The sequence below is a fragment of the Mycobacterium sp. NTMscope_Eco_3 genome, assembly GCF_976985685.1.
In genome coordinates this window covers 2,491,593-2,516,443 of record NZ_CDRJYZ010000001.1, presented here as the reverse complement: position 1 = coordinate 2,516,443, position 24,851 = coordinate 2,491,593, and the positions used below count along the sequence as shown (strand labels likewise).

Here is a 24,851-nt window from a genome sequence, read left to right as displayed (position 1 = left end):
GAAAGCTCCTCAGATCAGGGCCCGCAGCGGGCCCTCGGGCGGGTCGATGCCGATCGAACTCAGCGCCGCCGCGTGATAGGTGGTGCCGGGCACATGGATGGCGTGCATCTGTCCGACGTGCACGTCACGCCAATAGCGTTGCAGCGGCTTGTCCATCCGGGCCGCGTTGCCGCCGGAGCGGGCGAAGATCTCGTCGACGGCCGAGACCGCGCGCCACACCGCGCGAACCTGGGTGCGGCGCCCGGCCGCGCGGTCGGCGAACGACGCCTCCTTGCCGGCCGCGACCATGTCGTAGATGCGGTCGGCGTTGGCCAGCAGCTCCTGGCGGGCGGCGTTGATGTCGGCGGCGGCCTCGCCGATCGCGTGCATCACGTAGGGGTCGTCCTTGATCGCGGTGCCGGTCGCGCCGACCCGACCCCGCTGATAATCCAGGTGCGCGGCCAGCGCGCCCTCGGCGATGCCGATGGTGGCCGCCGAGATGCCAAGCGGGAACATCGTCGACCACGGCATCAGGTACAGCGGTTCGGTCATGCCGGCCTCGCGCTGGGCGGTGCCGTCCATCACCTTCGCCGCGTCCATGGTCCGGTAGGCGGGGACGAACGCGTCTTTGACGATGACGTCCTTGGAACCGGTTCCCCGCAGCCCCACCACATTCCACGAGTCCTCGACGATCTCGTAGTCCTTGCGCGGCAGAATCATGTGCAGCATCTGTGGCGGCATCAACGGGACGCCCTTGTCGTCGCCGAGCATGGCCCCCAGGATGATCCAGTCGCAGTGATCGGTGCCCGAGCTGAACTGCCAGCGCCCGTTGAAGAGGTAGCCGCCGTCGACCGGTTTGGCCACGCCCTGCGGCGCGTACGGGGAGGCCATCCAGGTGTCGACGTCGTCGGCCCAGATTTCGGCGGCGACCTTGGGGTCCGCGTAGGCCAGCTGGTAGGGATGCACACCCACCACGCCGACGATCCAGCCGGCGGCGGGATCCAGCGCCGCGGTCGCCATGGTCGTTTCGGCGAACTCGCGGGGGTGGACCTCGAAGCCCTGGTATTGCTTGGTCTGCAGCAGCCGGATCAGGCCGGCGCCCTTCATCAGCTTGACGGTGTCGTCGGTCAGCCGGCCGAGTTGTTCGGCTTCGGCGGCCTGGTCGCGCAACTGATCGGCCATCGCCACTACCCGGTCGATTACCCGGTCGCTCATATCGTTGTCCTTACGTGTGGGGGCTTAGTAATGGTCTACCGCAGTGGGGGCCAGTCCCAAAGGAAATCCCGATGAGCGGACACGGCGGTTGTCAAAATTCGACCCGAACATCGGTGCCGGCCGGCCGCGCCTGGCAGGCGAGAATCAGGCCGTCTTCGAGATCTTCCGGGCCCAGGACGTCGCACGGGGCCATGGCCACCTCGCCCGTGACGACGGTCGCCACGCACGAACCGCAGCGGCCTTCCCGGCACGAGTGGGGCACCGCGATCCCCGCGTCGAGCATTGTCTCGACCAGCGTCTGACCGCACGGCCAGCGCAAACGATGCCGACGACCGTCGAGATCGACTTCGACGTGTGCGACTTCCGCCATCGGCCGATCATCGGCCGGGGCGCCGGGATGGCGGACGCCCGCGCCCGGTGGCCGGGAAAACTCGCCTCAAGCGTCCGGTGACCGGGAGGGGGAGCGGGTCGCGATGCCGCAGGCCTTACGGTGAGTACTTGTGAGCGATCCCGGCCAACAGTCCGTCGATGTCGTCGTGGTCGGCGCCGGCTTCGCCGGCCTCTACGCCCTGCACACGCTGCGCGGCCGGGGCCTGTCGGTGCGAGTGCTGGAAGCCGCGCCCGAGATCGGCGGCACCTGGTACTACAACCGCTATCCCGGCGCGCGCTGCGACGTCGAGAGCGTCGATTACTGCTACTCGTTCTCCGACGAACTACAGCAGGAATGGAACTGGACCGAACGCTATGCCACCCAGGCCGAGATCCTCGAGTATCTGAACTGGGCCGCCGACAAACTCGACCTGCGCCGCGACATCGCGCTACGCACCCGGGTGGTCTCGGCGACGCTCGACGAGGCCACGCTGCGCTGGACGATCACCACCGATGCCGGACAGACGATCTCGGCGGGGTTCTGTCTGATGGCCACCGGCCCGTTGTCGGCCGCACTGACCCCGGACTTCGACGGCCTGGACACCTTTGGCGGCGAGATCTACCACACCGCCCAATGGCCCCACGACCCCGTCGACTTCCGCGGCAAACGGGTGGCCGTCATCGGCACCGGATCCTCTGGCATCCAATCGATCCCGATCATCGCCGAGCAGGCCGCGCACCTCTACGTCTTCCAGCGCACCCCCAATTACAGTGTCCCGGCGGGCAACAGGCCGTTGACGGCCGCAGAGCTCGACGAAATCAAGGCGGAATATGCGCAGCGGCGCGCGCTGTCGTGGCGCAGCGGCGGCGGCTCACCGCACCTCACCGCCCCGAAGCCGACCATGCAGTTCACGCCCGAGGAGCGCCGAGCGGCGTTCGAAAAGCGGTGGCAGCTGGGCGGTGTGCTGTTCTCGAAGACCTTCCCGGACCAGATGACCGATCTGGAGGCCAACGAAGAGGCCCGCAAATTCTACGAGGAGAAAGTCCGGGCGATCATCAACGACCCGGCCGTCGCCGACCTACTGATCCCCAACGACCACCCCATCGGCACCAAGCGAATCTGCACCGACAGCAACTACTTCCAGACCTTCAACCGGCCGAACGTGTCGCTGATCAGCGTCCGCGCCACCCCCATCGAATCCGTCGACACCACCGGCATCAACACCACCGACACCCACTACGACGTCGACATGATCGTGCTGGCAACGGGTTTCGACGCGATGACCGGGGCGTTGGGCAGGATCGACATCGTCGGACGCCGCGGCACCGCCCTGCGCGACGACTGGGCACACGGACCCCGCACCTATCTGGGGCTGGGCGTCGACGGGTTCCCCAACATGTTCCTGATCTCGGGCCCGGGGGCGCCCGCCGTGCTGGCGAACATGGTGCTGCATGCCGAAGCCCAGGTGAACTGGATCGCCGAGGCCATCGCGTTCCTCGACGAGCACGGTTACGCCGCAATCGAAGCCAAGGTCGACAGCGTGGACGCCTGGGGCGCCGAATGCGCCCGCCGGGCCGAGACGACGTTGTTCACCAAGGCGAACTCGTGGTACATGGGCGCGAACGTGCCGGGAAAGCCGCGGGGCTTCATGCTGTTCGTCGGGGGCTTCGCCGCGTACAACGACATCTGCGCCGAGGTCGCCGACGCCGGCTACCGCGGCTTCGATCTGATCGAACGATGACGGGATTGCTGGACACGGTTGTCGTCGTCACCGGCGCCGCCAAAGGAACCGGGCGGGTGCACTGTCAGCGCTTCGCCGACGAGGGCGCCGATGTGATCGCGCTCGACGCGCCCGCGGTGGCCGACGAATTGCAGGGCGCCGCAAGGGAAGTCGCCGACCGCGGTCGGCGATGCGTGACCGGCTTGGCCGATGTCACCGACCTCGGGGCCGTCACCACCGCCATCGATGCCGGCGTCGCCGAGCTGGGCCGCCTCGACGTCATCGTCGCCAACGCCGGCGTCCACCTGCCGGGCGCGCCGTCCTGGGAACTCGACCCGCAGGTGTGGCAGCGCACGCTGGACATCAACCTCACCGGCGTCTGGCACACCGTCAGGGCCGGCGTGCCGCATATCGGCACCGACGGCGGCTCCGTCGTCATCATCAGCTCCACCAGCGGCATTCGCGGCCTGCCCAACACCGCCCACTACACCGCCAGCAAGCACGCGGTCGTGGGACTGGCCCGCACGCTCGCCAACGAGCTCGGGCCCCGCGGCATTCGGGTCAACACCGTGCACCCCGGCCCGGTCGCCACCCCAATGGTGCTTAACGAGGCCACCTTTCGGCGGTTGCGACCGGACCTGGCCAACCCGACGGAGGCCGACGCCGCCGAAGTGCTGCGCGCCCGCAACCTGCTTCCGGTGCCGTGGGTCGAGCCCGTCGACATCGCCAACGCCGTGCTGTTCCTGGCCTCGGATGAGGCCCGCTACATCACCGGCACACAGCTCGTCGTCGATGCCGGCCTGACCCAGAAGACGACATGAGGGCGACCCCCCGCGCGCGACTCCAAGGCAAGGTCGCCCTGATCACCGGCGCGGCGCGGGGGATCGGTCGCGCGCAGGCGGTGCGGTTCGCGCAGGAGGGCGCCGACATCGTCGCGCTCGACGTGTGCGGCCCGATCGACACGGTGATCGTCCCGCACAGCACCCCGGACGACCTCGACACCACCGCGTCGCTGGTCCGCGAGGCCGGCGGCCGGGTGCACACCGACATCGTCGACGTCCGCGACCTCGCCGGCCTGCGGGCCGCCACCGACCGAGGCGCCGAGCGGTTCGGCGGCCTGGACGTGGTGTGCGCGACCGCGGGGATCACGTCGCGCGGCCTGGCGGTCGACCTGGACGAAAACGCCTGGCGCACCATGCTGGACGTCAACCTCACCGGAGTCTGGCACACCTGCCGCGCCGGCGCTCCCCACCTCATCGCCCGCGGTGCCGGCTCGGTGATCCTGACGAGCTCCATCGCCGGGCTGCGTGGGCTGGTCGGCGTCGCGCACTACACGGCCGCCAAACACGGCGTGGTCGGCCTGATGCGCTCGTTGGCTAGTGAGCTTGCGCCGCACAATGTTCGCGTCAACTGCATCAACCCGACCAACGTCGACACGCCGATGATCCACAATGAGTTCGTCAGCAGCGCATTTCGCCCGGACCTGGACCGGCCGCCCACGCGCGCCGAATTCGCCGACGCCGCTCGTTCGATGAACATGCTTGCGGTGCCGTGGATCGACCCGATCGACGTCGCCAACGCCGCGCTGTTTCTGGCCTCCGACGAGGCGCGCTACATCACCGCGATCACCCTGCCCGTCGACGCGGGCGCCACCGGAAAATAAGGAGGATCCGTGACCGACATTGCGAAGTACGGGCCGTGGGCGTTGATCGCGGGCGGTTCGGAAGGGGTGGGTGCCGAGTTCGCAAAGCGCTTGGCCGGTGACGGGTTCGGCCTGGTGCTGATCGCTCGTAAGCCGGGACCGCTGCAGGACACGGCGCGGCAGTGCCGTGAGACCGGCGCGCAGGTGCGCACGTTGGCCCTCGATCTGCTGGACCCCGATGCGGTCTCGCGAGTCACCGCGCAGACCACGGACATTGAGGTCGGCCTGTTGATCTACAACGCCGGCGCCAACACCTGCAGCGAGCGGTTCCTGGACGCCGAGCTCAGCGACTTCGGCCGGGTGATCGACCTCAACGTGACGCGGATGCTGCAACTCGTGCAGCACTTTGGCCGGCCGATGCGGTCCCGCGGCCGCGGCGGCATATTGGTGGTCGGCTCGATGGCGGCGACCCACGGTTCGATGCGCCAATCGGTCTACACCGGCGTGAAGGCCTTCAGCCGCCTCTTCGCCGAGAGCCTCTGGCTGGAGCTGCGCGAGCACGGTGTCGACGTGCTGGAACTGGTGCTGGGTGTGACGCGCACGCCGGCCATGGCCCGGGTCGGCCTGAAGTTCGATGTGCCGGGGCTGTCGGTCTCCGAACCGGTTGACGTGGCCCGCGAGGGATTGGAGAACCTGGCCAACGGCCCGGTGTTCATCGCGGGCGGCAACGCGGCCGCGGTGCAGCGGGGCAGCGGACCGGACCGCGCCGCGATCGTCCTGGGCGCCCACAGAACCGTGCAGGAACTCCTGGGCCAGAAGTAATTTGCCCCGGTGTGGGCACGGAGGTGCCCTCCCTGGCCGATCGACTGGAAGGAGCGACGGTGATCGACGCCGACGAACTGTTGACGCGGCTATGCCGGCTCGAGGACGAACGCGACATCGCCCGATTGATCGCGTCCTACGGTCCGGCGGTGGACGCCGGGGATGCCGACGCCGCGGCGCGGCTCTGGGCGGCCGACGGCGGCTACGACGTCGAGGGTTGGCAGATGCACAGCCAGGCCGACGTGCACGCCATGGTGAGCTCGGCCTCGCATCGGAAGCTGGTGGGTGATGGCTGCTGCCACTTCCTCGGACCGGCGGTCGTGACGGTCACGGGAGATTCGGCAGTGGCGGTCAGCGAATCGCTGGTCCTCGTGCGTGACGGCGAGGGCTATCGCGTATGGCGTTGCACGGCAAACCATTTCGAGTTGCGGCGCATCGAGAATCGTTGGCGGATCACCAAGCGTACGAGCCGTGTCCTCAATGGTAATCCCGGCGCCCACGCCTTGCTCACCGCAGGCCTGGCGGGTGCGACGGCGCCGACGCTAGGTGTGGAGGAGACGTGAAGGATTGCCCGTTGGTGTTCTTTTCGTTTGTCGCGCTGGACAACCCGGAGCCCGAAGCGCACCGCCGCTACAACGAGTGGCATCAACTCGACCATCGACCGGAGAACCTGGCACTGCCGGGCGTCGCGTGGGGAGACCGGTGGGCTCGCACCGCCGGATGCCGCGCCGAATCGGTCGCCGGCCCCGAGCATGCGGCAACCGACTACGTTGCCATGTACTGGTTTCGGGAACCGGTCGAGCGATCGGTACGGGAGTGGGAGCGACTCGGACGCGACTCGTTCGAGTGGGGCCGGGGACCCATGATCGCCGGAGTGCGCCGAACGCTGCTGGCTTTCTTCCGGCCCGTCAAGGGTTATGCCGCGGCATCGTCGTTGGTGTCGCCGCAGGTCATTCCCTACCGCCCCAACCGCGGGCTGCACCTGAGCATGACGCGGTTCACCGATCCGTTGGGCGCTGACACGCACGAGCACCACCGCTGGGAGGATCGGGTGTTGATTCCGGCATTGCTCGACATTCCGGGAGTGGCTGGGGTGTGGACATTTTCGCTCGACCGCCACCAAGGCAACGGACTTGGACTTCGGGCCCTCGACCCGGTGGCCGACCGTGGCGCGCTGCGGATCCGCTTGCTCTACCTCGACGACGAGCCCGTGGCGACCTCGAGCCGGATTCGTGATCGTGTCGGCGCCACAGATATGCGTCTACCGGACTCGGCGGCTTCCGGTGACGTCGTGATCAGCACACCGCTGCGCACGATAATCCCGTGGCAGGACTGGTGACTCGCTCATCGTGGCGGAGTGGCGGACGGCACGCGAGCGGAGGTCGATGGTGGCTGACGGCGACGGTGAGCCCAGGCCGCCGGCCGCTTCGGGGCCGCCGCCCGGTGACGAGGACGGTCCTGCGTTAGCCGCGTGAGAGGAACGCCAGCACGGTGCTTTCGAACGCCTCCTTGGCCTCGATCATCGCCCAGTGCCCCGAGTTGGGGAAGATGTGCAGCTCCGCGTTGGGAATGGTGCGCATCGGGATGAGGGCCATATCGGGCGGGCTCACCCGGTCGTCGCGCCCCCAGGTCAGCAGGGTGGGCGCGGTGAGCTTGTGCATGGTCGCCCACGGCAGCGGCCGGTCGGAGGCGGCCAGCGCGGCGTTCATCCCGGCGAACGCCGCCTTGCCGTACATGCGTCGCGCCGCGGCCAGGGTGTCGGGGTCCGTGGCCAGCTGCCAGCGCTCCTCGATCAGCTGCTCGGTGACCAGCCCCTGGTCGTAGACCATCGATTTGAGCCAGTCGACCAGGCGTTGCCGGGTCGGGTCTTCGACGAATTCCTGCAGCAGCCGGATGCCTTCGCTGGGGCTAGGGCTGAAGATGTTGGTGCCGATCCCACCGATGGTCACCAGCCGATCGACGCGGTCGGGATTGTGGGTGGCGAAGTTGATGCCCACACCGCCGCCCATCGAGTTGCCGACGATGTGCACCTTGGCGACGCCGAGCGCGTCCAACAATGGCGATACGGTGCCGAACGCGGTCACCATCGGGTGGCCGCCGAAGTCGTCGCTGACCCCGAACCCCGGGAATTCCAGGATCAGACAGCGGAACCGCTCGGCGAAGGCCGGCAGCACCCCGCGGAAGTTGCGCCACCCGGTGACACCGGGCCCCGAGCCGTGCAGGAACAGCAGCACCGGGGCGGAATCGCCGCCCCCGCTGTCGTAGTAGCGCAAAGCGCCCTTTTCCGTGCTGATTTCACGCAGGTCGTGCTCTGCGATGGTCGTCTGTCCAAAAGTGTCTGCCACGGATGTCACCCTGCCATGCCGCGGCGGCGGGATGGGGAAGGGTTCCGCTGAACGGGCGGCGGTCAGGTTCCGCGGACCGGCGCGCTCGAATTGATCAGCTCTTTGAGGGCGGCGGGGAACGCGTCGGCCAGGTCCCACAGGTCGGGCACGAGATCGGGGCAGGAAATGATGCCGACGCCGAGACGGCCCCCCAGCGACATCACGGTGATATTGAGCCCGGCGCCGGCGATGATCGGACCCAGCGGGTACATCGCGTCGAGCCGGCAACCCAGGAAGTAGAGCTGGTCTCGTGGCCCGGCCACGTTCGACATCACCAGGTTGTGCGGCGGCTTCTCGGGCAGCGGGATGCGGGGCAGCAATTTCATCGCGGCGCCGAACATGGTCTGCCCGGCCACTTGCGTCCAGTCCTGCAGCAGCGACGGGCCCATCGCCGCGGCGTGGTCCTTGGCCGCGGCGTTCCCGGCGGCAATGCTGGTGAGTCGTTCGACGGGGTCGGCGATGTGGGTTTCGAGCCGGCACAGCATCCAGGTCGTCTGGTTGCGGCCCGGCCGCGACGACTTGCCGCGGACGGACACCGGCACGCTGGCGACCAGAGGGATGGCCGGTAGGGCGTGGCGGTCCAGAAAGAACTGCCGCAGCGCCCCCGCACACATCGCCGTCACCACGTCGTTGACGGTCACCCCGAACCGCGCTTTGACGGTTTTGATGTCGTCGAGGTCCACGCCGGCCAGGGCGACGTTGCGGCGCCGGGTGAAACGGCCGTTGAACGCCGTCGGCGGCGCCGCGAACGGGGCCGCCATCGTGTGGCCGCCGCCGCGGGCGCGCAGGACCGTCTGCGCCAGCGTCAGCGCCGTGGCCGGCACCACCCTGGCCAGGCGCCACGGCCGCAACGCCGCCCCGATCAGACCGCTGGCGGCGATCTGCAGGGGATTCGCCGCGCCGGTGCGGGCGGCCGGTTTCGGCGGCGGGCCGTCGGGCGCGGCGCTGCACAACTGCGCGAGCAGGTTGGCACCGCCCACGCCATCGACCACCGCGTGGTGGGCCTTGAGGACGACGGACAGCGCGTCGCCGCGCAGGCCTTCGAGCACCCACATTTCCCACAGCGGACGATCGCGATCGAGCGCAAGCCCGGCGACGTGGCCGCAGATATCCGCCAGTTCTTCGGGTCCGCCGGGCGAGGGCAGGGCGACGCGGTGTAGGTGGCGAGCCAGATCGAACCGGTCGTCGTCCACCCAGACCGGATGGTCGAAGTTCAGTTGGTTGTCGGCCAGCTTGAGGCGGAATTCCGGCACGGCGTCAACCCGCTCCGCCAGCGCTTCACGAAAACGCGCGAAGCTATACCCGCCCGGCGCGGTCGTCGGGTCGAGCTCCAGGACGCAGCAAACATTCAACGGCTGCGTCGGTGATTCGAGGTACAAGAAGAACGCATCTAGCCCGCTGAGTCGTTGCATATCTGCTCGTCTCTTGTATGTGGCTCTGACCGCTGGTCACATGACCATCGGTCATCCCAGGCCCGCTGACGGGACGCCCGCTCGGTGCGACCGCAATGTGTTGGTGTGACATTTATCTGTAGCCGGTGAGGGGCTTTCGGCAAACATCTCGCCGGCAGAGTGTTCGAAGCCGCCCCCCGGCGTCCCGGTGCGATACGAAAACGCCACGCGGCCAAAGTCTTTGACCAGGCCGAGACGACGACGTCGCGGAGTGCTAGCGGGCCATCGCCGAGTCGGGCGCTGCCCAGTCGGTCGACACCTGGCGGTGCTTGATCAGCCAGGTGTCGTCCTCGGGCACCAGGATGTCGCGGTAGCGGCCGCAATGGTCGAGGCCGATATGGGTGACCACGGTGAAGTACGACCTGACGCGCGCCTGGCCGGGTGCCAGCTCGGTGAACGACACGTTGGCGACGTTGTGGCGCACAAGGGGTTTGACGCCCACGTCGACGGCGAGGTTTCCGGTGACACCGCCCAGGAACTCCGCGATCGCCGATCGCCCGCGCAGTGGGTCGAATCCCCGTATCTCGAGGACACCGTCCGAGCAGAATGTCTCCGCGAGGGCGTCGAGCGCACCGGCGTCGCCGGACCAGTTGTAGCGCGCCAAGGTGTCGCGGATCTGCTCGCGGGCCACCAGCTCCCACATTTCCACTGTTACGGCTCCTCCCGCCGGTCCCTTGCCAAACATCCTGAACGGCAAGGCAATTAAACGGAGCTGCCCGCGGTCTCGCCCGCCCGCCGCATCGCCGCTGTGGCGAAGGCTACTCCGAGGTTTTGGGAGCCGGCCGGTTGGGCAATAAGTGCTGAGCAAGACGCACGACACGGAGGGAGTACCTATGTCGGACAAGAGCGGTCCCGAGGAAGCCATCAAGGGCGTCGTCGAGGGAGTCAAGGGCAAGGTGAAGGAAGTCGCCGGCGCGGTCGCCGGACGTGACGACCTGATGCGCGAAGGCCAGGCCCAGCAGGACAAGGCCGACGCGCAGCGCGAGGCCGCCAAGAAGGAGGCCGAGGCCGAAAGCGCCCGAAAGGCCGCCGAGATCAACGAAGCTCGCCAGAAAGCCGAACAATAGCGGCGGTCCCGCGACGCTTCGCGACCCGCCGCCCGGCAACGCGGTGATCGACGGCATCCGGTGACGATCATCGGCGATCAAGCCGGATTCCGTCCCGCACAAGCGCTTCGAGGCCGGCGGCGTACGAAAGACCCTCAGGGGTCGACGGGCCGATTCGTCCACTCGCGGCCGGGCCGGCGTGCCGAGCGGAACCATCCGCCGGCCGCGCCGGTGCCGCCGTCGGTCGCAATGGTGTGGCCCGTGACGAACGACGACAGGTCCGAGGCCAGAAACAGGATCACGTTGGCCTGATCCTCGGGCACGCCCATCCGACCGACCGGCACCCACTGCGGCCATCGCGTCTGCTCCTCGGGCGAAAGCCATTGCGAGTAGGGCACTTGAAGGGACTCGGTGACGTCGGGCGCGATCGCGTTGACCCGCACGCCGTGGATGCCCACTTGCACGGCGAGGCTCCGAGTGAACGCGATCAGGCCGGCTTTGAACGCGGCATACACCGGATCCTCCGGGTAACCGCGCAGCCCCTCGACCGACGAGACGTTCACGATCGCGCCGGCGTGCCGGTCCACCATGGCGGGCAGGAACGCCCGCGTGAGCAGGAAAACGTGGTGCAGGTTGATTCGGTAGAGCTCATCCCAGAGCTGCGGGTCGGTGTCGGCGAAGTTCCCGGGGTGGCGCAGCCAGTGGCCCACGTTGTTGACCAGCACGTCGACCCGGCCATACCCATCCAGCACCGTTCGGGCCAGGCGGGTGACGTGGTCGGGGGCCCGGACGTCGGTGATGACCGCCCGCGCGGACCCGCCGGAGGCCGTGATGGCGTCGGCGGTCGCATCGGCCAGCTCGCCGTCGATATCCGCGATCACGACGTGGGCGCCGTGGCGGGCGAAGAGCCGCGCGGTGGCCGCGCCGATACCGCCGCCACCGCCCGTCACGACCGCCACCCGGCCGGCCAGCAACAGGTCCGGATGCTGTGCGTGTGTCATCGCTCATATCTTGGGCCACTCGGCGGGCCGGCCCACACCCGGTCCGGCCCCGATCGGCCCGCGCGACAACCGCAAACGGGATCAGGCAGTGGTACCCATCTCTGCGGCCAGCAAACAGTGACGTATGCGACGTTTGCTGCGCGCTGCATCGGCCGGTATGCCGGGTATCCGGTGTCCACTTGAGGAGTTGATGACACATGGTGAGCACAATCGATCCGGCCCGCATATTGCCGAGCGTGGCGACGACGCGGCGCATGCATCATCGGCATAGCCCGCAGTCGGTTGCCGTCTCGTTCGCCAGCCGCCTGATCGTGAAGAACGCCGTGCGCGCCTGGGCCATGACGCCCAACCTGCACTGGCCGCTCGAGTACGTCGACGATTTCGCCGGGATGTTTCCCCGCCTCGGCTCCGGGGCGAGCACCGAACCGGTTCGTCTCGAGCACTGCGCCGCCGAGTGGGTCCGCGCTCCCGGCGTCTCGGGGGACCGGGCCATCCTCTATCTGCACGGCGGCGCGTTCCTCACCTGCGGCCTCAACACGCATCGCTCGATGGTGACTCGCTTGTCCAAGGAGGCCGACGCCGCCGTGCTCGCCGTCGCGTACCGGAAGCTGCCCGCGCATCAGATCACCGATGCCATCGACGACGGGATCAGCGGCCTGCGGTGGCTGCAGGACCGCGGCTACGACGGCGACCGGGTCGTCGTGGCCGGCGACTCGGCCGGGGGATACCTGGCGTTCATGACCACGCTGTCGGCGATTCGCGACGACGTCATGGAGCCGGCCGGGGTTGCGACCATCTCGCCGTTCACCGACGCGGACCCGGAACGAAAGCTCAAGCACCGCAACGCACGCAAGTGCTCGATGTTCACCCGCCGCGCCTTCTCGAGGTTCGCTCAGTACCTCGGCGATGCGCAGGTCGTCGAAGGCCGGGGCGAGTCCACGGTCGCCTCGCCCGTGGATGCCGACCTGTCGTCGTTGCCGCCGGTGACCATCCACGCAAGCTCGGACGAATTGTTGCTCGCCGACGCCGAACTGATGGCGAAGCGCCTGGAAGCCAGCGGGATCCGGTGCGATCTGCACCTCTGGGACGGCCAAATTCACGACTTCCCGCTGGCCGCCGACATCTTGCCGGAGGGGCGCCGCGCCATCAAATACCTCGGGGACTTCGTCAAAGACGTCACCCCGGTCAGGGACGCGGTCCGGAGAAAGGTCCGAAACGCGCGCCGCCTGCGCAGCGCCGCGGCGGCCGGTTGAAGACGACGAAAGTAATTGTGCCGCAGTCTGATTCGATGGACGGTGTCCATCCTCGGTCGCGGTGGCTGCGGTTGCCACACGCTGCCGGTGCCGGCCGGCGGCGATGGCCGGGGACGGGACGCAGCGCGTAAGTCGCGCCGCTGCCGTTACAGTTGGTCCTGATGAGCCCACCAGCCCCGCCTGCGCTGACCGTGCGGTACGAGGGAGCCGAACGCACCTTCGCGCCAGGCAACGACGTAGTGATCGGGCGTGACCTTCGCGCGGACGTCCGCGTCGCCCACCCCCTGATCTCCCGCACCCACCTCATCGTGAGGTACGACCAGGGCCGATGGATCGCCGTCGACAACGGCAGCCTCAACGGCCTTTACGTAAACAACCGCCGCGTCCCGGTCATCGACATCCAGGACGGGCAGCGCGTCAACGTCGGCAATCCGGACGGCCCGGCGCTGACCTTCGAGGTCGGCCGTCACCAGGGTTCGGCGGGGCGGCCGCCCCTGACGACGTCGATACCGATCGTCGGCACGTCCAGCGCGCCACTGGTGGGGGCGCCGCACGGCCCGCCCACCGGCACCCACCACCCCGCCCAGCCGCAGCAGCCGGCGTCGGCCTCGTTCCGTCACCCGGCCCATCCGCCCACCGCAACACAGCCCAGCCAGCCGCCCAGCGGGCCCACCCCGAGCCAGCCGTCGGGCCCGCAGCCCCGCTATCCGACCAGCGGCCCCCTCGCCGCGCCGCCCAGCGCAGCCCAGCCCGCACCGCAGATCTACCGGGCGCCGTCGACGCACGCGGCCCCGCCCACCACCGCGCAGCCGGCGGCATCCCAGACGGGCCGGATCGGCGGTGACTCGTCGAACATCGCGACCTCGATGATGAAGATCCTGCGGCCGGGCAAGGCCGGGCTGGAGTCGACACCGGGCGCGATCACGATCGGCCGCGCCAACGACAACGACATCGTCATCCCCGAGGTCCTCGCGTCACGCCACCACGCCACCCTGATCCCGGCGCCCGGTGGCACCGAGATCCACGACAACCGCAGCATCAACGGCACGTTCGTCAACGGCGCCCGGGTCGATTCGGCCGTGCTGCGCGACGGCGACGTCGTCACGATCGGCAACATCGACCTCGTCTTCCACGGCGGCACCCTGGCCCGCCGCGACCAGACCGCCACCGAGACGCGCACCGGCGGCCTCGACGTGCGCGGGGTGACCTGGACGATCGAGAACACCAAGACGCTGCTGGACAACATCTCGCTGACCGCGCTGCCCGGGACGTTGACGGCGATCATCGGGCCGTCCGGCGCCGGCAAATCGACATTCGCGCGGCTGGTCGCCGGGTACACGCACCCCACCACGGGCACCGTGGCGTTCGAGGGCCACAACGTCCACGCCGAGTACGCCTCGCTGCGCAGCCGAATCGGGATGGTGCCGCAGGACGACGTGGTGCACGGGCAGCTGACCGTTCAGCAGGCATTGATGTACGCCGCCGAGCTGCGCCTGCCGCCGGACACGACCAAGGACGACCGCGCCCAGGTGGTGGCCCGGGTGCTCGAGGAACTCGAGATGACCCAGCACCTGCACACGCGGGTCGACAAGCTGTCCGGCGGCCAGCGCAAGCGCGCCTCGGTGGCGCTGGAGTTGCTCACCGGGCCGTCGCTGCTGATCCTCGACGAGCCGACATCCGGGCTGGACCCGGCGCTGGACCGGCAGGTGATGACCATGCTGCGGCAGCTGGCCGACGCCGGCCGGGTGGTGCTCGTCGTCACCCACTCGCTGACCTACCTGGACGTCTGCGACCAGGTGCTCCTGCTCGCCCCCGGCGGCAAGACGGCGTTCAGCGGGCCGCCCAGCCAAATCGGTCCCGCCATGGGCACCACCAACTGGGCCGACATCTTCAGCACCGTCGCCAACGACCCCGACGGGTCCCGGGCGCGCTACCTGGCCCGCACGGGCCCGGCCCCGGCGCCGCCGCCGGCGGAGAAACCCGCCGAACTGGGCGACCCCTCACACACCAGCCTGTTCCGGCAGTTCTCCACGATCGCCCGGCGCCAGATGCGGCTGATCATCTCGGACCGCGGTTACTTCGTCTTCCTGGCGTTGCTGCCGTTCATCATGGGTTCGCTGTCGATGTCGGTGCCCGGCGACGTCGGCTTCGGCATCCCGAACCCGATGGGTGCGGCACCCAACGAGCCGGGCCAGATCCTGGTGCTGCTGAACGTCGGCGCGGTGTTCATGGGCACCGCGCTCACCATCCGCGACCTCATCGGCGAACGCGCGATCTTCTTGCGCGAGCAGGCGGTTGGCCTGTCCACGTCGGCGTACCTGTTGGCGAAGGTGTGCGTCTACACGGTGTTCGCGATCGTCCAGTCGGCGATCGTGAGCATCATCGCGGTGCTCGGCAAGGGCGCGCCGACCCAGGGCGCGGTGGCGCTGGGCAAGCCCGCCCTGGAGTTGTTCGTCGACGTCGCGCTGACGTGCGTCGCCTCCGCCATGCTCGGGCTGGCGCTGTCGGCGGTCGCCAAGTCCAACGAGCAGATCATGCCCCTGCTGGTGGTGGCCGTCATGTCGCAGCTGGTGTTCTCCGGCGGGATGATCCCGGTGACCGGCCGGGTGGGCCTGGATCAGATGGCCTGGGCCACGCCCGCCCGATGGGGATTCGCGGCGTCGGCGTCCACCGCCGACCTGACCAAGCTGGTGCCGGGCCCCCTGACCCCGAAGGATTCGCACTGGCAGCACACGCCGGCCGCATGGTGGTTCGACGTCGGCATGCTGGCGCTCATCAGCGCCGTCTATCTGGGTTTCGTGCGCTGGAAGATTCGCCTCAAGGGCGGGTGATCGCGCGCGGCCGCGTCCGTCAGGCGCCCTTGCGGACCACTTGGTCGGCCGCGGCGCGCATGCGATCGGACAATTGCAAAAGATTGTGCTCGCCTACGCCCAGGGGAAGGGTGTACGCCAGCTGCCTCAACTCGACGGCGTAGTTGCGCAAATCTTCGCGGAGGCGCGTCTCAACAGTGGGCATGATTTCTCCCTCGGGCTGGGGCAGAGTGCCTGGTCCGCGTCGACCAACCAATCCGAGAATTTTCGCAGCCTTTCGCCGAATCCGCCAGAGCGTCGGCGGGTCTTAACAGCGGATTTACAGTCGGAACCCCGGCCGTTCGCGACCGACGCACCGGAGAATGCCACGCGTGATCTCGCGGCGGCGTTACGCTGACGCTGCCCGATGTAAGGCCTCGAGGCTGCGAGAAAGGCACAGGCGCCGGAATGGATTTCGAACTCGACGCCGGGCAGCGCGCCTGGCTGGCCGAGGTCCGCGAATTTCTGCACGGCAACGTCACCCCGGCCCTGCGGGCGGAGCTCGCCGCGCACGACTTGGAGTTTCCCGACGGCGAAGTGGCGCGGTTTCGACGCAAGATCGGCGCCAAGGGCTGGTTCGGGCTGAACTGGCCGCGCGAGTACGGGGGCCTGGGCCTCGGTGCCATTCACCTGCACCTGTTGATGAGCGAATTCGAATACTGGGGCGTGCCCGGCCCCGACCTGACCGTCACGTCGGTGGCGCCGATGATCATGCGGCACGGCACCGAACGAAACAAAAACGAATGGCTGCCCCTGATCGCCCGCGGCGAAATGATCTGTGCCGTCGGCTATTCCGAGCCCGAGGCCGGCACCGATCTGGCGAACCTGCGGACCAGCGCGACCCGCGACGCCGAGGAATGGGTGATCAACGGCACCAAGATCTGGAACAGCGGGGCGCAGCGGGCGACGCATGAATGGCTCTGCGTCCGTACCGATCCGAGCGGTGCCCGCCACCGCGGCATCTCGGTCATCATCGTCCCGATCGACAGCCCCGGCGTCGAAATCCGCCCGCTCTACGCGTGGTCGGGCTACCGCACCAACGAGGTGGGATTCCGCGACGTGCGGGTGCCGGTCACCAATCTCGTCGGCGAAGTCAACCGCGGCTGGACCTACATCACCGGCGCGCTCGACCTCGAACGCGGCGCGCTGACCAACGCCGGAGACCTGCGCCGCGCCGTCGAGGAACTGCACGAGCTTTCGCGGCGTCCGCGGCGCGACGGGACGGTGCCCGCCGAGGACCCGTCGCTTCGCCGTCGGCTGGCGCAGGCCGAAGCCGACGTCGCGGTGGCCACCCTGATGGGCTACGAGGCGGCCTCGATCCTCGACAACGGCGTCATTCCGACCGTCGAAGTCAGCGTCGAAAAGGTGTTCACCAGCGAGCTGCGGCAGCGCATCGCCGCTCTGGCGCTCGATCTCCTCGGCCCGGATGGCTTGTTGGCGCACCGCAGCGAGCAGGCCCCGCTGGCCGGCAAATTCGAGCGGCTCTACCGGGCCGCCCCGCTGATGCGCTTCGGCGGGGGTACCAACGAGGTGCTTCGCGACATCATCGCCCAGCGCGGGCACGGGATGCCCTCTTATGGACGCTGACTCGGAGCCTCGCACCCACCGATGAAGACGATCCCGTCCGCCGAACAGCGCGAGTTCGCCTCGGCGTTGCGTGCCCTGCTGGCCGCCGAGAGCCCGGTCAGCCTGGTGCGCGCCCTCGACCAACCGGGCGCGGACCGCCGCACACCGGCGCTGTGGAAGGCGCTGGCCGACGCGGGTGTGTTCGGCCTGGCCATCGCCGAGGAGTACGGCGGCGCCGGCGGCTCCCTCGATGACCTGGCCGTGTTCTTCACCGAAGCCGGTCGCGCCCTGTGCCCGACGACGGTGCACAGCAGCGTGCACGCCGCCCTCGCGCTCGACCAGCTCGGCTCCCCGGGCGCCAAGGCCGTCTGGCTGCCACCGCTCGCGGCCGGGAGCGTCCGCGCCACCACCGCGCTCTGGAACGCCCGCGACGCCGCGGTCGTCTGTCCGCCGCTGCGCGCCGATCCTGCCTCGCAACGGTGGCGGCTCAACGGGATTGCGGATTACGTCGCCGACGCCGACGTCGCCGATCTCATCGTGGTGTCGGCCGCCTCTTCGCGGGACGTAGCCGAACGCACACTGGTCTTCATCGTCGATGTGCACGCCGGTGGCGTGACCGTCGAGCCGCTCGACATGGCGGGCGGGCACCGGGCGTTCACCGTGCGTTTCGACGATGTGGTCGTGGCCGGTGACGCCGTGCTCGGCGGCGTCACGGCGCCGGGATTGCGCCGGCTGGCCAACACCGCGGTGGCGCTGGGATCACTCGACTTGGTGGGGGTGGGGCAGGCGGTGCTGGACCGCACCGTCGACTACACCAAGCTGCGTCACCAGTTCGGCCGGCCCATCGCATCGTTTCAGGCGGCCCAGCATCTGATCGCCAACATGCACATCGCGCTGGCGGCCGCGCGATTGGCGGCGCACGCGGCGGTGTTCTGGCTGGGGCGCGGCCGCACCGCGAGCAGGGAGACGGCCATCGCCCGCATGCACGCGGCCACCGCGGCCCGGCTGATCACGCTGGACGCCCACCAGCTGCACGGCGGGATGGGCTACGTCACCGAGACGGACCTGCACTTGTGGACCGAACGGGCCCGGCTCGGTTCGACGCTCGGTGGCGGCGCCGACGTCGCGGCGTCGTGGCTTCAGGAAACCATGCACGAAGGGAGCGCCGATGAGTGAGGACAGCTTGATCGACGCCGAGTCCGCGTCGCGGGTGGGCACGGTCGCCGCGTCGGCGACCGGTGAGGTGAACCGGCGCGACTGGCAACGGTGGGCGGCCGCGGTGGGCGAGGACAACCCGTTGTATTTCGACCCGGAGTACGCCCGCGCCAACGGCTTTCGCGACATCATCTGCCCGCCGCTGTTCCTGCAGTACGCGGTCCTCGGGGTGGCGCGGCTCGAGTCGCTGCGCCCCGACGGATCCTCCGGCGCGGTCTCCGGTGGCCTCGCGTTTCCCCGCGCGCCCAAGCGGATGGCCGGCGGGGAGAGCTTCACCTTTCACCTGCCGGCCTACCACCGCGACAAGATCGAAATGGTCCGCACCGTCGAGTCGATCGTCGAAAAGCAGGGCCGCTCCGGCAGATTCGTCCTCGTCACCTGGCACACGGTGTACCGCAACCAGGACCGCGACCTGCTGGCGGAAGCGTCGACGTCGATGATCGCCCGCCCATGAGCGACCAGCAGGTCTTCTTCGAAGACATCGCCGTCGGCGATCACATCCCCACGCTGACGGTGACCGTCGACGAGACCCAGATGTTCTTCTTCAGCGCCGCCACCTACAACGGCCACCGCATCCACTACGACAAGGAATGGGCCCGCGACACCGAGGGTTACGACAACGTGCTGGTGCACGGTCCGCTGCAGGCGGCGCTGCTGGCCCGCGCCCTCGGGGACTGGATCGGCGGGCGGGGCCGGCTGGTGACGTTCGCCGTGCAGAACCGGGCGATCGCCTATCCCGGTGAGGCGCTCAGTTTCGGCGGCGCAGTCACCGGTAAACGCTTGGGAGACGACGTTTTCAGGGGGGCCGGGTTGGTGGATCTGGACATCGCCGGGCGTCGCGAGGACACGGTGCTGATGCCCGGCACCGCCACGGTCGCGCTGCCGCGGCGGGGGAGCCGGGCATGACCGGGCTGCGAGGGGAGGCCGCGATCGTCGGCATCGCCGAGTTGCCTGCCGAGCGGCGCCCCGCCCGGCCGGCGCTGTTCACCCTGGACCAATACGCGCTGTTGGCGAAGGTGGTGATCGAGGACGCCGGCATCGACCCGGGTTGCGTGAACGGCCTGCTGACCCACGGTGTCGCCGAGTCGGCCATGTTCGCCCCGGCCACCCTGTGCGAATACCTGGGACTGGCACTGGATTTCGGTGAGCGGGTCGACTTAGGCGGGGCCTCCTCGGCCGGCATGGTGTGGCGTGCCGCGGCCGCCGTCGAACTCGGTGTCTGCGAGGCGGCGCTGGCCGTGGTACCGGGCTCCGCGTCGGTGCCGCAGTCCGGGCGGCGACCCCCGGCCGACCCGAATTGGTACGGGGCATCCTCCAACAACTACGGCTCGCCGCAGGCCGAATTCGAGATCCCCTACGGCAACGTGGGCCAAAACGCGCCCTACGCTCAGATCGCCCAGCGGTACGCGGCCGAATACGGTTACGACCCCGCCGCCGTCGCCAAGATCGCCGTCGACCAACGCACCAACGCGTGCGCCCACCCCGGCGCCGTTTTTCACGGCACCCCCATCACGGTGAACGACGTGCTGAACAGCCCGATGATCGCCGACCCCATCCACATGCTGGAAACGGTGATGCGCGTGCACGGGGGAGCGGCGGTGTTGATCGCCAACCCCGACATCGCGCGCCGCGCCCGCCACCGCCCGGTGTGGATCAAGGGTTTCGGCGAACACATCGCCTTCAAGACCCCCACCTACGCGGAGGACTTGCTGTCCACACCCATTGCGCGCGCCGCGGAGCGGGCCTTCGCGATGGCCGGGCTGTCCCGGTCCGATGTCGACGTCGCCTCGATCTACGATTGCTACACCATCACGGTGCTGATGAGCCTGGAGGACGCCGGGTTCTGCGCGAAAGGCAAAGGCATGTCGTGGATTAACGAACGCGACCTGACCTATCGCGGAGAGTTCCCGCTCAACACCGCGGGCGGGCAACTGTCCTTCGGTCAGGCCGGCATGGCCGGCGGCATGCACCACGTGGTCGACGGCGCGCGGCAGATCATGGGGCGCGCGGGCGACGCGCAGGTGCCCGACTGCGACACCGCCTTCGTGACCGGTAACGGCGGCATCATGAGCGAGCAGGTCGCGCTGCTCATGCAGGGGGACTAGCCGATGAACCCAGCGGCCCTTCCCGTTCCCGAGCCGACGCCCGTCTCCCGGCCGTTTTGGGACGGCCTGGCGCAGCACCGGATTCTGGTGCAGTACTCGCAGTCGCTTCAGCGCTACGTGTTCTACCCGCGCACCCTGGCTCCGGGGACGCTGGCCGACGACCTGGAGTGGCGTGAGATCGACGGCGCCGCAACGCTGTACACCTTCACCATCGCCCGTCGGCCCACCGGCCCGCCGTGGGCCGACGCGGTGCCGCAGCTGCCCGCGGTGGTGCAGTGGGATGCCGGACCGAAATTCAGCACCGAGCTGGTCGACGTCGATCCCGACGGCATCCGGATCGGGATGCGGCTCGAGCCGGTGTTCTGCGACCTCGCAGACGGGATCACGTTGCTGAAGTACCGGCCGTCCGACCTCGGCGGCGGCCTCGGAGGCCGCACCCGATGACGGCAAAGAGGAAGTGAGACAGTGCCGGAGACGGTTCAGCAGCTCCTGCGGCAGCGCAGGCACGAGGACACCCCCGCGATCGCCCACGACGAAAGGACGTGGACCTGGCGCGAGCACCTCGCCGAAGCCGAGGCCGAGGCGGCGGCACTGATCGGGCGTGCCGATCCCAGCCGGCCGCTGCATGTCGGTGCCGCACTGGGCAATTCACCGGCGATGCTGCGCGCGATGGCAGCGGCCGCGCTCGGCGGCTACGTGCTGTGCGGCCTGAACACGACCCGCCGCGGACCCGCGCTGCTCGCCGACATCCGGCGCTCCGACTGCCAGATCGTGCTCGTCGACCACGATCACCTGCCCCTGCTGGACGGCCTGGATCTCACGGGAATTCAGGTTCTCGACGTGGGCGGGACGAGTTACGCCGATGCGGTGGCCGCGGCGCCACCGCTGACCCCCCATCGCGAGGTCGCCGCCGCCGACACGTTCATGATGATCTTCACCTCGGGGACAAGCGGTGACCCCAAGGTGGTCCGATTCGCACACGGGATGGCCGTCATGTGCGGCGCCAGCCTGATCTTCCAGTACGACGTCACCGCCGCCGATGTCTGCTACCTGGCGATGCCGCTGTTTCACTCCAACGGCGTCGCCGCAGGGTGGGCGGTGGCCATCGGCAGCGGGGCCACCATGGTCCCCGCCAAATTTTCGCCGTCCCGCTTCCTCGACGACGTGCGCCGCTACCGCGTGACCTACCTGAACTACGTCGGCAAGCCCCTGGCGTTGATCCTGTCCACCCCCGAACGTCCCGACGACGCCGAGAACACGTTGCGCGTGGCATTCGGCAACGAGGCGACCGATCGCGACATCGCCGAATTCGCACGGCGTTTCGGGTGCCGCGTGGTGGACAGCTTCGGCTCCAGCGAATTCGCGGTGATCGTGGTCCGCGAGGACGGCACCCCGCCCGGCTCCATCGGCAAGCCGTACCCCGGCGTGAGCATCTACAACGCGGCGACGCTGACCGAATGTGACGTCGCCCGGTTCGACGCGCACGGCGCGCTGACCAACTTCGACGAGGCCGTCGGCGAACTCGTCAACACCCAGGGCGCGGGGCCCTTCGCCGGCTACTACAACGATCCGAGGGCCACGGCCGAGCGCATGCGGCACGGGATGTACTGGTCGGGCGATCTGGCCTACCGCGATGCCGACGGGTGGATCTACCTGGCCGGGCGGACCTCCGATTGGATGCGGGTGGACGGGGAGAACTTGGCGGCCGCCCCGATCGAACGGATCCTGGCGCGGCTGCCCGCTATCAGCCAGGTCGCCGTCTACGCGGTTCCCGACGACCAAGTCGGTGACCAGGTGATGGCCGCCCTGGTGCTGCGTGCCGGGGCGGATCTGACCCCGGACGACTTCGGGAAGTTTCTCGCGGCCCAGCCCGATCTGTCACCCAAGGCGTGGCCGCGCTACGTGCGCATCAACGACCAGCTGCCGGCGACCGCGACCAACAAGATCCTCAAACGCGCGCTCATCGCCGTGGGCGTCAGCGCCCAGGACGGCGTGTTGTGGACGCGCCCCGCGCGCGCCACCACGTATGCGCCGGCGGTCGAAAACACCGGTGGCCGTTCGGCATCCGCCACCGCGGGCGCCTGAATCAACCGCCCGACACAGGGTCGGCCCCACCGGCCTCGCTAGGTACCGGGGCTTCCCCGAACCGCGCCAGCACCAGTGTGGCCGCCACGGCGACGGCGAATCCCGCGATCACCAGCCAGCCGAGCCCGTCGCGTGCGGTGTCACCCAACCACGCCACCCCGACGAACGCCGGTGCGAGGGTTTCTCCGACGACCATGCCCGCGACCGCCGTGGTCACAGAGCCGCGGTGTAGAGCGGACGTGAGCAACAGAAATCCCGCGGCGCCACCCGCGGCCGCCGCGTACAGGGCGGGGTTCGTGTAGAACGCGCGCGTGGTCGGATCGATCACGTCGATCAGCCGCACGCCGACCTCGACGACGCCGAAGCCCGTCCCGGCGCCCAGCCCTAATGCGAGCGCACGCGCGCGGTCCGGCAGACGCCCGGCGGCGGCGCCGGCGATGAATATCGCGGCCACCACCCCCAGGAGCGCCCAGCCGAGCCCGGCCGGGGCATGTCGAAAGTGCCCGGGCCCGGCCGCCAGTGCGAGGACGACGAGGCTGGCGCAGACCACGCCGACGGCACTCCATTCGGCCGGCGACAGCCGGGCCGACAAGACCCATGCGGCCACGACGCCGGTGACTGCGATCGAGGCGGCCAACGCGGCGGCGACGACGTAAATCGGAACGAGCCGCAGCGCGGCCACCTGCAGGAGAAATCCGACGACGTCGAGGCCGACACCGGCCAGGTAGCGCCACTGCCGGACGGCCCGCAACAGCAAGACGGTGTCGACGCCCGAGCCGCTGCCCGCTTCCACCGACCGCGTCCCCGCCGCTTGCAGCACGGTCGCGGTGCCGTAACAGACCGAGCAGCCCAACGCGAGAAGGAAGCCCATCAACACACCCACCGACATTAGCCGCGCGGGGCGCCGACCCCGTCCAAACACTGAATGGTGAACGTGTATGCGACATGTGTGGGCACATTTTGCATATGTGTAACCATGTGTGCCAACCAATTTCAAATCTGCGGTTTAAGTCGGTGTACACCTGTGTACTCCATTGGCATGGCTGAACGCGGCGCCCGGCCCCACGTCCCCCGCGGGCGTCGGCTGTTCCTGCGGGCGGTGCGGCGGCTGTTCAGCCCGCTGGAACCCGATGACTATCTCGAGATGATCAATCCGCTGTGGACCACCAAAGAGCTGCGCGGAAAGGTCGAACGGGTCGAGCCGCAGGGCTCGGAAGCGGCGAGTGTGCTGATCCGGCCCGGGTACGAATGGCCAGGCCACAAGCCCGGTCAGTATGTTCGGCTCGGCGTGGTCGTCGACGGCGTCTACTACTGGCGTGCGTATTCGCTGACGTCGGATCCGGCGCCCGAGGACGGGCTGATCAGCGTGACGCCCAGGCGGGTCGACGGCGGTGTCGTGTCGCCGTATCTGGTGCACACGATCCGGCCCGGGGATCTGGTCCGGCTGGGCGAGGTTGAAGGCGTGTTCACCTTGCCGGAGCCGTTGCCGGCCAAGCTGCTGTTCATCAGCGCAGGCAGTGGCATTACCCCGATCATCAGCATGTTGCGCAGCATCGATCACGGCGGTGACGTCGGCGATGTCGTGGTCATTCACTCCGCCCGCACCCGCGAGCAGGTCATGTTTTTGTCGGTCCTCGAAGAGTTCGACCGCCGCCACCCCGGCATGCGGCTGGATCTGCGCCTGACCTCCGAGCGGGGCCGGCTCAAGCCGGATGACCTGGACGAAGCCTGTCCGGATTGGCGCGAACGCGAGGCGTTCTGCTCGGGTCCCGGCGACATGCTCGACGCGCTGATCGAGCACTGGGAACGCAACGGCGACCGCGACCGGCTGCACTTCGAGCGGTTTCAGCCCAAGATCGGTGGCGACGCCAACGCCGGCGAGGGCGGCACGGTGTCCTTCCTCGACAGTGAGAAGACCGCCGAATGCGATGGCGGCACATCGATTTTGGAGACCGGGGAAAAGGCGGGCCTCAACCTGGCCTACGGCTGCCGGATCGGAATCTGCCATACCTGCGTCGGGACGCTGAAGTCGGGCAAGCTGCGTGACCTGCGCTCGGGTGACGTGATCGAGCCCACCGGACAAGACGTCCGGATCTGCATCAACACCGCCGAAGGTGATGTCGAGCTCGAGCTGTGACGGAAAGGAGC

Annotated in this window: 25 protein-coding genes; 17 read left to right on the top strand and 8 right to left on the bottom strand. The window is 69.0% G+C overall.

The features are described 5' to 3' along the window. Nucleotides 1-9 precede the first annotated feature (9 nt). The gene (locus tag AC0KTM_RS11595; RefSeq protein ID WP_238955927.1) at nt 10-1,194 is read right to left on the bottom strand and encodes an acyl-CoA dehydrogenase family protein; all 1,185 of its coding nucleotides are present in this window, start codon (nt 1,192-1,194) and stop codon (nt 10-12) included. A gap of 91 nt (nt 1,195-1,285) precedes the next feature. Further along, complete coding sequence (locus tag AC0KTM_RS11590) at nt 1,286-1,564, bottom strand: 2Fe-2S iron-sulfur cluster-binding protein (protein ID WP_238955926.1); 279 nt, start codon at nt 1,562-1,564, stop codon at nt 1,286-1,288. Between the two features lie 130 nt (nt 1,565-1,694). On the opposite strand from AC0KTM_RS11590, the gene AC0KTM_RS11585 reads away from it, so the two are divergent. The 6 genes from AC0KTM_RS11585 to AC0KTM_RS11560 are packed head-to-tail and all read left to right on the top strand — an operon-like array spanning nt 1,695 to nt 7,087. Further along, the gene (locus AC0KTM_RS11585) at nt 1,695-3,305 is read left to right on the top strand and encodes a flavin-containing monooxygenase (protein WP_238955925.1); all 1,611 of its coding nucleotides are present in this window, start codon (nt 1,695-1,697) and stop codon (nt 3,303-3,305) included. Next, nucleotides 3,302-4,105, top strand: a complete 804-nt coding sequence (locus tag AC0KTM_RS11580; protein ID WP_238955924.1) for a mycofactocin-coupled SDR family oxidoreductase — start codon at nt 3,302-3,304, stop codon at nt 4,103-4,105. Before AC0KTM_RS11585 ends, AC0KTM_RS11580 begins: the two co-directional genes overlap by 4 nt. After that, on the top strand, nt 4,102-4,947 hold the full coding sequence (locus AC0KTM_RS11575; RefSeq protein WP_238955923.1) for a mycofactocin-coupled SDR family oxidoreductase: 846 nt from the start codon (nt 4,102-4,104) through the stop codon (nt 4,945-4,947). Before AC0KTM_RS11580 ends, AC0KTM_RS11575 begins: the two co-directional genes overlap by 4 nt. A gap of 9 nt (nt 4,948-4,956) precedes the next feature. Beyond that, nucleotides 4,957-5,748 carry an SDR family NAD(P)-dependent oxidoreductase gene (locus tag AC0KTM_RS11570; protein ID WP_472415557.1) on the top strand — a complete coding sequence of 264 codons (792 nt, stop codon included), beginning with the start codon at nt 4,957-4,959 and terminating at the stop codon, nt 5,746-5,748. A 59-nt stretch (nt 5,749-5,807) separates the two neighbouring features. Then, the gene (locus AC0KTM_RS11565) at nt 5,808-6,311 is read left to right on the top strand and encodes a nuclear transport factor 2 family protein (RefSeq protein WP_225328773.1); all 504 of its coding nucleotides are present in this window, start codon (nt 5,808-5,810) and stop codon (nt 6,309-6,311) included. A gap of 14 nt (nt 6,312-6,325) precedes the next feature. After that, complete coding sequence (locus AC0KTM_RS11560; protein WP_238955921.1) at nt 6,326-7,087, top strand: hypothetical protein; 762 nt, start codon at nt 6,326-6,328, stop codon at nt 7,085-7,087. A 124-nt stretch (nt 7,088-7,211) separates the two neighbouring features. Here the strand turns inward: AC0KTM_RS11560 and AC0KTM_RS11555 are convergent, their stop codons facing one another. The 3 genes from AC0KTM_RS11555 to AC0KTM_RS11545 form a co-directional block, all read right to left on the bottom strand. After that, entirely contained in the window at nt 7,212-8,093 is an 882-nt protein-coding gene (locus AC0KTM_RS11555) for an alpha/beta fold hydrolase (protein WP_225328755.1), read from the bottom strand. Nucleotides 8,094-8,155: 62 nt separating this feature from the next. Further along, entirely contained in the window at nt 8,156-9,544 is a 1,389-nt protein-coding gene (locus tag AC0KTM_RS11550; RefSeq protein ID WP_225328756.1) for a WS/DGAT/MGAT family O-acyltransferase, read from the bottom strand. A 253-nt stretch (nt 9,545-9,797) separates the two neighbouring features. Next, entirely contained in the window at nt 9,798-10,232 is a 435-nt protein-coding gene (locus AC0KTM_RS11545; RefSeq protein ID WP_225328757.1) for a nuclear transport factor 2 family protein, read from the bottom strand. A 184-nt stretch (nt 10,233-10,416) separates the two neighbouring features. Here AC0KTM_RS11545 and mbp1 point away from each other — a divergent pair, with 184 nt between their 5' ends. Continuing rightward, complete coding sequence (gene mbp1 / locus AC0KTM_RS11540; RefSeq protein WP_225328758.1) at nt 10,417-10,650, top strand: microaggregate-binding protein 1; 234 nt, start codon at nt 10,417-10,419, stop codon at nt 10,648-10,650. Nucleotides 10,651-10,784: 134 nt separating this feature from the next. On the opposite strand, the gene AC0KTM_RS11535 is transcribed toward mbp1, so the two are convergent. Next, nucleotides 10,785-11,630 carry an SDR family oxidoreductase gene (locus AC0KTM_RS11535; protein ID WP_225328759.1) on the bottom strand — a complete coding sequence of 282 codons (846 nt, stop codon included), beginning with the start codon at nt 11,628-11,630 and terminating at the stop codon, nt 10,785-10,787. Nucleotides 11,631-11,827: 197 nt separating this feature from the next. On the opposite strand from AC0KTM_RS11535, the gene AC0KTM_RS11530 reads away from it, so the two are divergent. Further along, the gene (locus tag AC0KTM_RS11530) at nt 11,828-12,883 is read left to right on the top strand and encodes an alpha/beta hydrolase (protein WP_238955920.1); all 1,056 of its coding nucleotides are present in this window, start codon (nt 11,828-11,830) and stop codon (nt 12,881-12,883) included. A 161-nt stretch (nt 12,884-13,044) separates the two neighbouring features. Next, nucleotides 13,045-15,714: an FHA domain-containing protein gene (locus AC0KTM_RS11525; RefSeq protein WP_238955919.1), complete on the top strand. Its 2,670-nt coding sequence runs from the start codon at nt 13,045-13,047 to the stop codon at nt 15,712-15,714. 19 nt (nt 15,715-15,733) lie between these two features. On the opposite strand, the gene AC0KTM_RS11520 is transcribed toward AC0KTM_RS11525, so the two are convergent. Beyond that, nucleotides 15,734-15,898, bottom strand: a complete 165-nt coding sequence (locus AC0KTM_RS11520; RefSeq protein WP_008257199.1) for a hypothetical protein — start codon at nt 15,896-15,898, stop codon at nt 15,734-15,736. Nucleotides 15,899-16,140: 242 nt separating this feature from the next. On the opposite strand from AC0KTM_RS11520, the gene AC0KTM_RS11515 reads away from it, so the two are divergent. Genes AC0KTM_RS11515 through fadD1 form a run of 7 tightly spaced genes read left to right on the top strand, consistent with a single transcriptional unit; the run spans nt 16,141 to nt 22,703 of the window. Further along, nucleotides 16,141-17,319, top strand: a complete 1,179-nt coding sequence (locus AC0KTM_RS11515) for an acyl-CoA dehydrogenase family protein (protein WP_238955918.1) — start codon at nt 16,141-16,143, stop codon at nt 17,317-17,319. Between the two features lie 21 nt (nt 17,320-17,340). Continuing rightward, nucleotides 17,341-18,474 carry an acyl-CoA dehydrogenase family protein gene (locus tag AC0KTM_RS11510; RefSeq protein ID WP_238955917.1) on the top strand — a complete coding sequence of 378 codons (1,134 nt, stop codon included), beginning with the start codon at nt 17,341-17,343 and terminating at the stop codon, nt 18,472-18,474. Then, nucleotides 18,467-18,967 (top strand): MaoC family dehydratase, encoded by a 501-nt coding sequence (locus AC0KTM_RS11505; RefSeq protein WP_238955916.1) that lies wholly within the window; start codon nt 18,467-18,469, stop codon nt 18,965-18,967. Before AC0KTM_RS11510 ends, AC0KTM_RS11505 begins: the two co-directional genes overlap by 8 nt. Next, on the top strand, nt 18,964-19,419 hold the full coding sequence (locus tag AC0KTM_RS11500) for a MaoC/PaaZ C-terminal domain-containing protein (protein WP_238955915.1): 456 nt from the start codon (nt 18,964-18,966) through the stop codon (nt 19,417-19,419). Before AC0KTM_RS11505 ends, AC0KTM_RS11500 begins: the two co-directional genes overlap by 4 nt. Beyond that, on the top strand, nt 19,416-20,618 hold the full coding sequence (locus AC0KTM_RS11495; protein ID WP_238955914.1) for a thiolase family protein: 1,203 nt from the start codon (nt 19,416-19,418) through the stop codon (nt 20,616-20,618). Before AC0KTM_RS11500 ends, AC0KTM_RS11495 begins: the two co-directional genes overlap by 4 nt. 3 nt (nt 20,619-20,621) lie before the next feature. Beyond that, on the top strand, nt 20,622-21,062 hold the full coding sequence (locus AC0KTM_RS11490) for a Zn-ribbon domain-containing OB-fold protein (protein ID WP_238955913.1): 441 nt from the start codon (nt 20,622-20,624) through the stop codon (nt 21,060-21,062). A 21-nt stretch (nt 21,063-21,083) separates the two neighbouring features. Then, nucleotides 21,084-22,703: a fatty-acid--CoA ligase FadD1 gene (fadD1, locus tag AC0KTM_RS11485; RefSeq protein WP_238955912.1), complete on the top strand. Its 1,620-nt coding sequence runs from the start codon at nt 21,084-21,086 to the stop codon at nt 22,701-22,703. Nucleotide 22,704: 1 nt separating this feature from the next. Here fadD1 and AC0KTM_RS11480 read toward each other — a convergent pair whose 3' ends face one another. Next, nucleotides 22,705-23,592: a DMT family transporter gene (locus AC0KTM_RS11480; protein ID WP_308193055.1), complete on the bottom strand. Its 888-nt coding sequence runs from the start codon at nt 23,590-23,592 to the stop codon at nt 22,705-22,707. Nucleotides 23,593-23,742: 150 nt separating this feature from the next. On the opposite strand from AC0KTM_RS11480, the gene AC0KTM_RS11475 reads away from it, so the two are divergent. Then, a complete protein-coding gene (locus tag AC0KTM_RS11475) occupies nt 23,743-24,840 on the top strand; it encodes a ferredoxin reductase (protein WP_238955910.1) in 1,098 nt (365 codons plus the stop codon). Nucleotides 24,841-24,851: the final 11 nt, after the last annotated feature.